The following is a 12,510-nucleotide window of genomic DNA, read 5'->3' on the forward strand; positions in this document are numbered from 1 at the left end:
TAATGTTCCACCCTTGAGCAACCATCCACCCACGCGTTCGGCGAGTGCCATGGCCTCTGCACAACCAGCACCACAAGGGCGCCGACTGTGAGTGATGCTCCTTAGAAAGGAGGTGATCCAGCCGCACCTTCCGGTACGGCTACCTTGTTACGACTTAGTCCCAATCGCCAGTCCCACCTTCGACAGCTCCCTCCACAAGGGTTGGGCCACCGGCTTCGGGTGTTACCGACTTTCGTGACTTGACGGGCGGTGTGTACAAGGCCCGGGAACGTATTCACCGCAGCGTTGCTGATCTGCGATTACTAGCGACTCCGACTTCATGGGGTCGAGTTGCAGACCCCAATCCGAACTGAGACCGGCTTTTTGGGATTCGCTCCACCTCGCGGTATCGCAGCCCTTTGTACCGGCCATTGTAGCATGCGTGAAGCCCAAGACATAAGGGGCATGATGATTTGACGTCATCCCCACCTTCCTCCGAGTTGACCCCGGCAGTCTCTTATGAGTCCCCACCATGACGTGCTGGCAACATAAGACGAGGGTTGCGCTCGTTGCGGGACTTAACCCAACATCTCACGACACGAGCTGACGACAACCATGCACCACCTGTACACCGACCTTGCGGGGCAACCATCTCTGGAAGTTTCCGGTGTATGTCAAGCCTTGGTAAGGTTCTTCGCGTTGCATCGAATTAATCCGCATGCTCCGCCGCTTGTGCGGGCCCCCGTCAATTCCTTTGAGTTTTAGCCTTGCGGCCGTACTCCCCAGGCGGGGCACTTAATGCGTTTGCTGCGGCACGGAACTCGTGGAATGAGCCCCACACCTAGTGCCCAACGTTTACGGCATGGACTACCAGGGTATCTAATCCTGTTCGCTCCCCATGCTTTCGCTCCTCAGCGTCAGTTGCGGCCCAGTGACCTGCCTTCGCCATCGGTGTTCCTCCTGATATCTGCGCATTCCACCGCTACACCAGGAATTCCAGTCACCCCTACCGCACTCTAGTCTGCCCGTACCCGATGCAAGCTCAAGGTTGAGCCTTGAGTTTTCACACCAGACGCGACAAACCGCCTACGAGCTCTTTACGCCCAATAATTCCGGACAACGCTTGCGCCCTACGTATTACCGCGGCTGCTGGCACGTAGTTAGCCGGCGCTTCTTCTGCAGGTACCGTCACTTGCGCTTCTTCCCTGCTGAAAGAGGTTTACAACCCGAAGGCCTTCATCCCTCACGCGGCGTCGCTGCATCAGGCTTTCGCCCATTGTGCAATATTCCCCACTGCTGCCTCCCGTAGGAGTCTGGGCCGTGTCTCAGTCCCAGTGTGGCCGGTCGCCCTCTCAGGCCGGCTACCCGTCGTCGCCTTGGTAGGCCATTACCCCACCAACAAGCTGATAGGCCGCGAGTCCATCCCAGACCGATAAATCTTTCCAGACACTCCCCATGCAGGGGCGTCTCGTATCCAGTATTAGACCTCGTTTCCAAGGCTTATCCCGGAGTCTGGGGCAGGTTACTCACGTGTTACTCACCCGTTCGCCACTGATCCGCCCAGCAAGCTGGGCATCACCGTTCGACTTGCATGTGTTAAGCACGCCGCCAGCGTTCGTCCTGAGCCAGGATCAAACTCTCCGTAAATGTTTGCTATCAACCCCGAAGGATTAACAACCATACGAAGCGGACCCGAAGGTCCATAATCATGGCTACAAACCGAAAACATGACGTTTTCAATTCATACCAAATAGAAGTCTCAACACGAACACACAACACACACCAAACGATGCGCGCCACACGCCCATGCAGGACAATTGGCATTAACTATCAAGCACACTGTTGAGTTCTCAAGCAACCGACACGCACCGACTCCAACCCACCAGGGGCCTTCACTCGGGGCAACTTGTTAATCTTATCAGACTTTCCGGGGCTTTCCTACCTCGCGATTTCTCGTGAAGCGAGCCGCACAAGCCGACCACCTTCCCTACTCCTCAAGGAAACAAGAATCCCCAGGAGTCTTCAGGAAGTGTGGTTCACCCGGGGGATCCAGCCACTTCGCGGCGGCTCCGAAGAGCTTCGCAGTGGTGTCTGTTCCTCCCTGCCGGGCTGACTCAGAGAACATTACGGTGGTCGGGGCCCAACGGTCAAACCGGTGCCCCGTGACCCCGGTCACCGCGCGTCGTCAGGTCACCAGGGCCGATTCTGCGGCCCGGCACAGCCGGCGAACCTCCCCGGCCGCCCAGGTACCGTCGGGGCATGAACCTCTCCAGCGATACCGTTCGCCCGTCCCTCGCCGACCGCCCGGGTGACGGCGTGACCGTGCGCGTGCTCGTTCCCTGCACGGTCGACGAACGGCACCAGGCTCGTGCGCTCGAGGCCTATCGCGAGCTGGTCGCCGCGACCAGGCAGGAGGCCGGCTGCCTGTCGTACGAGCTCCTCCAGCGCGTGGGGGACTCCACCCGGTTCCTGCTCGTCGAGGAGTGGGAGTCGCAGGACCATCTCGACGCCCACACCCGGACGGAGCACTTCGTGCGGCTCGTCGCGGAGCTCGAGCAGCTCGAGAGGGCCGCGCCCGCAGAGCTCTACCGACGCGTTCTCTAGGACGCGCTCGCTCAGGCAGGCAACGCGGGGCCCCTGGTCTCCGACGCTCGCCCCTCGTCAACGGACGACCGCCGCACGTCCCGCAGCCAGGTCGCGACCGTGTCGACATCCGCGACGATCATCCCCACCGACGGGTCGACCTGGTGCAACAACACCCTGGCAGGGTGCGCGCCCTCGATCCACCTGCGGTCCCCGGCCGGGTACGTCATCGACCCAGACGAACGGGCGTCCGTCCGCGATGCGCACCAGTACCTTCGTCCTCCACTGCAGGTCGTCCACCCCGTGGTCGCCGTCGTCGGCAGGAAGGTCGGACACCCGTAGGTGCGGGAGGCCGAGCAACGGCGCGATCACCTCGTTGGCGCCGCGCATCCACGGTCGCCCTCATCAGCTCGCACCCCAGGCCGGTCAGCAGCGGGCCGAGAGCGCGAGCCACGCTCGCCAGGTGGGGGTTCGACGCCGCCGTCCAGGACTCAGGACCCGGAACACGCGGCAACTCCGGCTGCCGAACGGGAGCAGCGGCCCGTCGACGTCGAGGAACGGGATCTGGCGCGATGCGGCGCTCACCCCTGCACCGTTGTGCAAGCGGCATCTTCGACGCCGCCCCTCCCGAGACCGGCATGGCCCGCGTGCGGCTGGCGACTGCTATCTCGTCGACCGCTGGCGGCGTGCCTCGTAGAGCACGATCGAGGCTGCGTTGGCTGCGTTGAGGGAGCTGGCCGCGCCGGCCATCGGGATGCTGAGCGTGACGTCCGCTGCGTCGCGCCATGCGCGCGACAGCCCCGCGGTCTCGTTGCCGACGAGGAGCAGCACGGGCTGCGTCAGGTCGAACGCCGAGATCTCGGCGTCGCCGTCCTCGTCCGTTGCCGCGACGACGATCGGCACGCCGGCCGAACGCTGATGCTCGACCCACTCCACGACGTCGTGGGGAGACGCGGCGCGCACGGTCGGCACGGCGAAGAAGGAACCTGTCGAGGCGCGGACGGACTTCGGGTCGTACGCGTCTGCGGCGTGCCCGGTGGTGATCACACCGTGTGCGCCGAGGGCGTCCGCTGAGCGGATGATCGACCCGATGTTGCCCGGCTGCGTCGGGCGGTCGAAGACCAGACCGAGGAAGTCCGCACGCGCCGGAATCCGCGTGAGGTCGTCGGGAGCCATGCCGACGACCGCCAGTACCTCGGCCGCCCCCTCGGTCTTCTCGCTGAGCTCGGCCAGCAGGTCCGACGACATCGCCACCTTCTCGGCGTTCGGCTGCGACGCGAGCAGGTCGCGAGCCCAGGGCGAGAGCGACCGGTCGGCGTCGTACAGCAGGGCACGGACGTCCCACCCGTGCTCGATCGCCAGGTTGACCGGCCGGACGCCCTGCACGATGAACTCTCCGGCGCGGTGACGCTTGGAGCGGTTGGACAGGAGCGTCTGCAGCACCTGGAATCGAGCATTGCGTGCGCTGATGCGGGTGACCACGTGTTCCTCCGGAGACCTGGCAGCATCTGGGTCCGGCCGCCTGACTCGAAGGCTACCGGCTCGGCACGCGGCTCGAGGTCCTGGCCTGCGGCCGGCGGAACTTGGTCGCGCCGCGACCGAGGTCGACACACGCAACACAAGAGCCCCGAGACACCTGATGGTGTCCGGGGCTGAGTTACCAGCGGCGAGGGCCGGGGCGTCGAGTGCGCGCGATGCGATCCGGGTATGCCAAAGGCCCACCCCGTGAGGGGTGGGCCTTTGGTGAATGGTTGTCCGGCGGCGACCTACTCTCCCACCCCGTCTCCAGGGCAGTACCATCGGCGCTGAGAGGCTTAGCTTCCGGGTTCGGAATGGGACCGGGCGTTTCCCTCTCGCTATGACCGCCGTAACTCTATGGAGATGTTCGGGGCCCCCGGTTACGTGGGGGTGTGCCCGTATCTCGGGAACCGCACAGTGGACGCGTAGCAATAAGTTTGTGTGTTATCAAGTTGTCGGCTTATTAGTACCGGTCAGCTTCAGCAGTCTTTAGTCCTGCCTTACACATCCGGCCTATCTACCCAGTGGTCTAGCTGGGAGCCTCTCCCCCTTGCGGGGATGGAAACCTCATCTTGAAGCAGGCTTCCCGCTTAGATGCTTTCAGCGGTTATCCCTTCCGAACGTAGCTAACCAGCCGTGCTCCTGGCGGAACAACTGGCACACCAGAGGTTCGTCCGTCCCGGTCCTCTCGTACTAGGGACAGCCCTTCTCAAGTTTCCTGCGCGCGCAGCGGATAGGGACCGAACTGTCTCACGACGTTCTAAACCCAGCTCGCGTACCGCTTTAATGGGCGAACAGCCCAACCCTTGGGACCTACTCCAGCCCCAGGATGCGACGAGCCGACATCGAGGTGCCAAACCATGCCGTCGATATGGACTCTTGGGCAAGATCAGCCTGTTATCCCCGGGGTACCTTTTATCCGTTGAGCGACGGCGCTTCCACAAGCCACCGCCGGATCACTAGTTCCGACTTTCGTCCCTGCTCGACCTGTCAGTCTCACAGTCAAGCTCCCTTGTGCACTTGCACTCGACACCTGATTGCCAACCAGGCTGAGGGAACCTTTGAGCGCCTCCGTTACATTTTAGGAGGCAACCGCCCCAGTTAAACTACCCACCAGGCACTGTCCCTGATCCGGATTACGGACCGAGGTTAGATATCCAGAGCGACCAGAGTGGTATTTCAACGTTGACTCCACACACACTGGCGTGCATGCTTCACAGTCTCCCACCTATCCTACACAAGCCGCACCGAACACCAATACCAAGCTATAGTAAAGGTCCCGGGGTCTTTCCGTCCTGCTGCGCGTAACGAGCATCTTTACTCGTAGTGCAATTTCGCCGAGTTCGCGGTTGAGACAGCGGAGAAGTCGTTACGCCATTCGTGCAGGTCGGAACTTACCCGACAAGGAATTTCGCTACCTTAGGATGGTTATAGTTACCACCGCCGTTTACTGGGGCTTAAATTCTGAGCTTCGCTCCGAAGAGCTGACCCGTCCTCTTAACCTTCCAGCACCGGGCAGGCGTCAGTCCGTATACATCGTCTTGCGACTTCGCACGGACCTGTGTTTTTAGTAAACAGTCGCTTCTCCCTGGTCTCTGCGGCCGTCAACGCTCGGGAAGCTAGTTCCGTCACGCATCGGGCCCCCCTTCTCCCGAAGTTACGGGGGCATTTTGCCGAGTTCCTTAACCACGATTCTCTCGATCGCCTTAGTATTCTCTACCTGACCACCTGAGTCGGTTTAGGGTACGGGCGGCTAGAACCTCGCGCCGAGGCTTTTCTTGGCAGCATAGGATCACCCAATTCGCGCATACGCGCTATCTATCAGTTCTCAGGCTATGTGAACAGCGGATTTGCCTACTGTTCGCCCTACAACCTTGGACACGGTCAACCATCGCCGTGCTGGGCTACCTTCCTGCGTCACCCCTGTTAATACGCTTACCTAGTACCGGTTCGGGTCGCGCGCCGCTCCAGCGGTGTCTCCCGAAGGAGACGATGCTGGTTAAGGGCGCTTAGCATCACCGGGTTCGGTATGGGCGGTTCTTCGCCGGTAGGAGAATATCAACTCCTTGTCCATCGACTACGCCTGTCGGCCTCGCCTTAGGTCCCGACTTACCCAGGGCGGATTAGCCTGGCCCTGGAACCCTTGGTCATTCGGCGGACGGGTTTCTCACCCGTCTTTCGCTACTCATGCCTGCATTCTCACTCGTGTAGGCTCCACCGCTGGGTTACCCCGCGACTTCACTGCCCACACGACGCTCCCCTACCCATCCACACGCCTGGACCACGAAGGCCTAGCGTTTGTGTGAATGCCACAGCTTCGGCGGTGTACTTGAGCCCCGCTACATTGTCGGCGCGGAATCACTTGACCAGTGAGCTATTACGCACTCTTTCAAGGGTGGCTGCTTCTAAGCCAACCTCCTGGTTGTCTGTGCAACTCCACATCCTTTCCCACTTAGCACACGCTTAGGGGCCTTAGCTGGTGGTCTGGGCTGTTTCCCTCTCGACTACGGAGCTTATCCCCCGCAGTCTCACTCCCGCGCTCTCACTTACCGGCATTCGGAGTTTGGCTGACGTCAGTAACCTTGTAGGGCCCATCGGCCATCCAGTAGCTCTACCTCCGGCAAGAAACACGCGAGGCTGCACCTAAATGCATTTCGGGGAGAACCAGCTATCACGAAGTTTGATTGGCCTTTCACCCCTAACCACAGGTCATCCCCCAGGTTTTCAACCCTGGTGGGTTCGGTCCTCCACGTAGTCTTACCCACGCTTCAACCTGCCCATGGCTAGATCACTTCGCTTCGGGTCTAGGCCCAGCGACTCATTCGCCCTATTCAGACTCGCTTTCGCTACGGCTTCCCCACACGGGTTAACCTTGCCACTGAGCACTAACTCGCAGGCTCATTCTTCAAAAGGCACGCTGTCACCCCTGCTAGGGAGGCTCCAACGGATTGTAGGCACACGGTTTCAGGTACTATTTCACTCCCCTCCCGGGGTACTTTTCACCTTTCCCTCACGGTACTGGTCCGCTATCGGTCACTAGGTAGTATTTAGGCTTAGCAAGTGGTCTTGCCGGATTCACACGGGATTTCTCGGGCCCCGTGCTACTTGGGATCCCCTTCGGGAGGCCGCGTCATTTCGTCTACGGGGGTCGCACCCTCTGTGCCGGGCCTTTCAATGCCCTTCGACTATAACGCGGCTTTCTGACTCCCTGACCGGGTACCAGCCCGGTCTGAAAGGTCCCACAACCCCGCCCATGCAACGCCTGGTAGCTATCACACATGAACGGTTTGGCCTGTTCCGCTTTCGCTCGCCACTACTCACGGAATATCTCTTCCTGTCGGTACTGAGATGTTTCACTTCCCGACGTTCCCTCCACACACCCTATATATTCAGGTGCGGGTCACTGGACATGACTCCAGCGGGGTTTCCCCATTCGGAGATCCTCGGATCACGGTTCGTTTGCCAACTCCCCGAGGCTTATCGCAGGCTACAACGTCCTTCATCGGCTCCTAGTGCCAAGGCATCCACCCTGTGCCCTTAAAAACTTGACAACAAAAAATTGCAGAGAACAAAGATAAATCTTTGATCTTACAAAGATGCTCGCGTCCACTGTGCAGTTCTCAAGCTACGGACGATCCCACCCGCTCCCACGGCCTACCAACACAACCGGTTGGCGGTTCACCCAGGAGACGCGATGGCCCGTTCAGAGCGACCCCACCCATGCGGGCGGTTCCCTCAGGACCCAACAGTGTGCTTGGCAAACCCTTCCCCCGTACCCGTGATGTTCCACCACCCACACAAGATGGGCAGGTACTGACACGAACCGTCATGGCCGAGCTCTTCGTTAATGTTCCACCCTTGAGCAACCATCCACCCACGCGTTCGGCGAGTGCCATGGCCTCTGCACAACCAGCACCACAAGGGCGCCGACTGTGAGTGATGCTCCTTAGAAAGGAGGTGATCCAGCCGCACCTTCCGGTACGGCTACCTTGTTACGACTTAGTCCCAATCGCCAGTCCCACCTTCGACAGCTCCCTCCACAAGGGTTGGGCCACCGGCTTCGGGTGTTACCGACTTTCGTGACTTGACGGGCGGTGTGTACAAGGCCCGGGAACGTATTCACCGCAGCGTTGCTGATCTGCGATTACTAGCGACTCCGACTTCATGGGGTCGAGTTGCAGACCCCAATCCGAACTGAGACCGGCTTTTTGGGATTCGCTCCACCTCGCGGTATCGCAGCCCTTTGTACCGGCCATTGTAGCATGCGTGAAGCCCAAGACATAAGGGGCATGATGATTTGACGTCATCCCCACCTTCCTCCGAGTTGACCCCGGCAGTCTCTTATGAGTCCCCACCATGACGTGCTGGCAACATAAGACGAGGGTTGCGCTCGTTGCGGGACTTAACCCAACATCTCACGACACGAGCTGACGACAACCATGCACCACCTGTACACCGACCTTGCGGGGCAACCATCTCTGGAAGTTTCCGGTGTATGTCAAGCCTTGGTAAGGTTCTTCGCGTTGCATCGAATTAATCCGCATGCTCCGCCGCTTGTGCGGGCCCCCGTCAATTCCTTTGAGTTTTAGCCTTGCGGCCGTACTCCCCAGGCGGGGCACTTAATGCGTTTGCTGCGGCACGGAACTCGTGGAATGAGCCCCACACCTAGTGCCCAACGTTTACGGCATGGACTACCAGGGTATCTAATCCTGTTCGCTCCCCATGCTTTCGCTCCTCAGCGTCAGTTGCGGCCCAGTGACCTGCCTTCGCCATCGGTGTTCCTCCTGATATCTGCGCATTCCACCGCTACACCAGGAATTCCAGTCACCCCTACCGCACTCTAGTCTGCCCGTACCCGATGCAAGCTCAAGGTTGAGCCTTGAGTTTTCACACCAGACGCGACAAACCGCCTACGAGCTCTTTACGCCCAATAATTCCGGACAACGCTTGCGCCCTACGTATTACCGCGGCTGCTGGCACGTAGTTAGCCGGCGCTTCTTCTGCAGGTACCGTCACTTGCGCTTCTTCCCTGCTGAAAGAGGTTTACAACCCGAAGGCCTTCATCCCTCACGCGGCGTCGCTGCATCAGGCTTTCGCCCATTGTGCAATATTCCCCACTGCTGCCTCCCGTAGGAGTCTGGGCCGTGTCTCAGTCCCAGTGTGGCCGGTCGCCCTCTCAGGCCGGCTACCCGTCGTCGCCTTGGTAGGCCATTACCCCACCAACAAGCTGATAGGCCGCGAGTCCATCCCAGACCGATAAATCTTTCCAGACACTCCCCATGCAGGGGCGTCTCGTATCCAGTATTAGACCTCGTTTCCAAGGCTTATCCCGGAGTCTGGGGCAGGTTACTCACGTGTTACTCACCCGTTCGCCACTGATCCGCCCAGCAAGCTGGGCATCACCGTTCGACTTGCATGTGTTAAGCACGCCGCCAGCGTTCGTCCTGAGCCAGGATCAAACTCTCCGTAAATGTTTGCTATCAACCCCGAAGGATTAACAACCATACGAAGCGGACCCGAAGGTCCATAATCATGGCTACAAACCGAAAACATGACGTTTTCAATTCATACCAAATAGAAGTCTCAACACGAACACACAACACACACCAAACGATGCGCGCCACACGCCCATGCAGGACAATTGGCATTAACTATCAAGCACACTGTTGAGTTCTCAAGCAACCGACACGCACCGACTCCAACCCACCAGGGGCCTTCACTCGGGGCAACTTGTTAATCTTATCAGACTTTCCGGGGCTTTCCTACCTCGCGATTTCTCGTGAAGCGAGCCGCACAAGCCGACCACCTTCCCTACTCCTCAAGGAAACAAGAATCCCCAGGAGTCTTCAGGAAGTGTGGTTCACCCGGGGGATCCAGCCACTTCGCGGCGGCTCCGAAGAGCTTCGCAGTGGTGTCTGTTCCTCCCTGCCGGGCTGACTCAGAGAACATTACGGTGGTCGGGGCCCAACGGTCAAACCGGTGCCCCGTGACCCCGGTCACCGCGCGTCGTCAGGTCACCAGGGCCGATTCTGCGGCCCGGCACAGCCGGCGAACCTCCCCGGCCGCCCAGGTACCGTCGGGGCATGAACCTCTCCAGCGATACCGTTCGCCCGTCCCTCGCCGACCGCCCGGGTGACGGCGTGACCGTGCGCGTGCTCGTTCCCTGCACGGTCGACGAACGGCACCAGGCTCGTGCGCTCGAGGCCTATCGCGAGCTGGTCGCCGCGACCAGGCAGGAGGCCGGCTGCCTGTCGTACGAGCTCCTCCAGCGCGTGGGGGACTCCACCCGGTTCCTGCTCGTCGAGGAGTGGGAGTCGCAGGACCATCTCGACGCCCACACCCGGACGGAGCACTTCGTGCGGCTCGTCGCGGAGCTCGAGCAGCTCGAGAGGGCCGCGCCCGCAGAGCTCTACCGACGCGTTCTCTAGGACGCGCTCGCTCAGGCAGGCAACGCGGGGCCCCTGGTCTCCGACGCTCGCCCCTCGTCAACGGACGACCGCCGCACGTCCCGCAGCCAGGTCGCGACCGTGTCGACATCCGCGACGATCATCCCCACCGACGGGTCGACCTGGTGCAACAACACCCTGGCAGGGTGCGCGCCCTCGATCCACCTGCGGTCCCCGGCCGGGTACGTCATCGACCCAGACGAACGGGCGTCCGTCCGCGATGCGCACCAGTACCTTCGTCCTCCACTGCAGGTCGTCCACCCCGTGGTCGCCGTCGTCGGCAGGAAGGTCGGACACCCGTAGGTGCGGGAGGCCGAGCAACGGCGCGATCACCTCGTTGGCGCCGCGCATCCACGGTCGCCCTCATCAGCTCGCACCCCAGGCCGGTCAGCAGCGGGCCGAGAGCGCGAGCCACGCTCGCCAGGTGGGGGTTCGACGCCGCCGTCCAGGACTCAGGACCCGGAACACGCGGCAACTCCGGCTGCCGAACGGGAGCAGCGGCCCGTCGACGTCGAGGAACGGGATCTGGCGCGATGCGGCGCTCACCCCTGCACCGTTGTGCAAGCGGCATCTTCGACGCCGCCCCTCCCGAGACCGGCATGGCCCGCGTGCGGCTGGCGACTGCTATCTCGTCGACCGCTGGCGGCGTGCCTCGTAGAGCACGATCGAGGCTGCGTTGGCTGCGTTGAGGGAGCTGGCCGCGCCGGCCATCGGGATGCTGAGCGTGACGTCCGCTGCGTCGCGCCATGCGCGCGACAGCCCCGCGGTCTCGTTGCCGACGAGGAGCAGCACGGGCTGCGTCAGGTCGAACGCCGAGATCTCGGCGTCGCCGTCCTCGTCCGTTGCCGCGACGACGATCGGCACGCCGGCCGAACGCTGATGCTCGACCCACTCCACGACGTCGTGGGGAGACGCGGCGCGCACGGTCGGCACGGCGAAGAAGGAACCTGTCGAGGCGCGGACGGACTTCGGGTCGTACGCGTCTGCGGCGTGCCCGGTGGTGATCACACCGTGTGCGCCGAGGGCGTCCGCTGAGCGGATGATCGACCCGATGTTGCCCGGCTGCGTCGGGCGGTCGAAGACCAGACCGAGGAAGTCCGCACGCGCCGGAATCCGCGTGAGGTCGTCGGGAGCCATGCCGACGACCGCCAGTACCTCGGCCGCCCCCTCGGTCTTCTCGCTGAGCTCGGCCAGCAGGTCCGACGACATCGCCACCTTCTCGGCGTTCGGCTGCGACGCGAGCAGGTCGCGAGCCCAGGGCGAGAGCGACCGGTCGGCGTCGTACAGCAGGGCACGGACGTCCCACCCGTGCTCGATCGCCAGGTTGACCGGCCGGACGCCCTGCACGATGAACTCTCCGGCGCGGTGACGCTTGGAGCGGTTGGACAGGAGCGTCTGCAGCACCTGGAATCGAGCATTGCGTGCGCTGATGCGGGTGACCACGTGTTCCTCCGGAGACCTGGCAGCATCTGGGTCCGGCCGCCTGACTCGAAGGCTACCGGCTCGGCACGCGGCTCGAGGTCCTGGCCTGCGGCCGGCGGAACTTGGTCGCGCCGCGACCGAGGTCGACACACGCAACACAAGAGCCCCGAGACACCTGATGGTGTCCGGGGCTGAGTTACCAGCGGCGAGGGCCGGGGCGTCGAGTGCGCGCGATGCGATCCGGGTATGCCAAAGGCCCACCCCGTGAGGGGTGGGCCTTTGGTGAATGGTTGTCCGGCGGCGACCTACTCTCCCACCCCGTCTCCAGGGCAGTACCATCGGCGCTGAGAGGCTTAGCTTCCGGGTTCGGAATGGGACCGGGCGTTTCCCTCTCGCTATGACCGCCGTAACTCTATGGAGATGTTCGGGGCCCCCGGTTACGTGGGGGTGTGCCCGTATCTCGGGAACCGCACAGTGGACGCGTAGCAATAAGTTTGTGTGTTATCAAGTTGTCGGCTTATTAGTACCGGTCAGCTTCAGCAGTCTTTAGTCCTGCCTTACA

At 61.8% G+C, this 12,510-nt stretch carries 4 protein-coding genes and 5 rRNA genes; 2 read left to right on the forward strand and 7 right to left on the reverse strand.

From position 1 onward, the window contains the following. Window positions 1-105: 105 nt before the first annotated feature. Window positions 106-1,626 (reverse strand): 16S ribosomal RNA (locus JOD48_RS19260). Window positions 1,627-2,238: 612 nt separating this feature from the next. Between JOD48_RS19260 and JOD48_RS19265 the strand changes: the two genes are divergently transcribed. Next, entirely contained in the window at window positions 2,239-2,583 is a 345-nt protein-coding gene (locus JOD48_RS19265; protein ID WP_204806562.1) for a putative quinol monooxygenase, read from the forward strand. Window positions 2,584-3,225: 642 nt separating this feature from the next. On the opposite strand, the gene JOD48_RS19270 is transcribed toward JOD48_RS19265, so the two are convergent. The 4 genes from JOD48_RS19270 to JOD48_RS19285 all read right to left on the reverse strand — a co-directional run bounded on the left by JOD48_RS19270 (window position 3,226) and on the right by JOD48_RS19285 (window position 9,551). Further along, complete coding sequence (locus JOD48_RS19270; RefSeq protein WP_204806564.1) at window positions 3,226-4,044, reverse strand: TrmH family RNA methyltransferase; 819 nt, start codon at window positions 4,042-4,044, stop codon at window positions 3,226-3,228. A 271-nt stretch (window positions 4,045-4,315) separates the two neighbouring features. Further along, window positions 4,316-4,432, reverse strand: a 5S ribosomal RNA gene (rrf, locus tag JOD48_RS19275). Window positions 4,433-4,523: 91 nt separating this feature from the next. After that, a 23S ribosomal RNA gene (locus JOD48_RS19280) occupies window positions 4,524-7,631 on the reverse strand. Between the two features lie 399 nt (window positions 7,632-8,030). After that, a 16S ribosomal RNA gene (locus JOD48_RS19285) occupies window positions 8,031-9,551 on the reverse strand. The 16S, 23S and 5S rRNA genes sit together here, the layout of an rRNA operon. Window positions 9,552-10,163: 612 nt before the next feature. On the opposite strand from JOD48_RS19285, the gene JOD48_RS19290 reads away from it, so the two are divergent. Beyond that, window positions 10,164-10,508: a putative quinol monooxygenase gene (locus JOD48_RS19290; RefSeq protein WP_204806562.1), complete on the forward strand. Its 345-nt coding sequence runs from the start codon at window positions 10,164-10,166 to the stop codon at window positions 10,506-10,508. A gap of 642 nt (window positions 10,509-11,150) precedes the next feature. On the opposite strand, the gene JOD48_RS19295 is transcribed toward JOD48_RS19290, so the two are convergent. Both JOD48_RS19295 and rrf (JOD48_RS19300) read right to left on the reverse strand, forming a co-directional pair. Beyond that, a complete protein-coding gene (locus JOD48_RS19295; RefSeq protein ID WP_204806564.1) occupies window positions 11,151-11,969 on the reverse strand; it encodes a TrmH family RNA methyltransferase in 819 nt (272 codons plus the stop codon). Between the two features lie 271 nt (window positions 11,970-12,240). Further along, window positions 12,241-12,357: ribosomal RNA gene (gene rrf, locus JOD48_RS19300) — 5S ribosomal RNA — on the reverse strand. Window positions 12,358-12,510: the final 153 nt, after the last annotated feature.

The sequence above is a fragment of the Oerskovia paurometabola genome (genome assembly GCF_016907365.1).
In the GTDB taxonomy this organism is placed as follows: domain Bacteria; phylum Actinomycetota; class Actinomycetes; order Actinomycetales; family Cellulomonadaceae; genus Oerskovia; species Oerskovia paurometabola.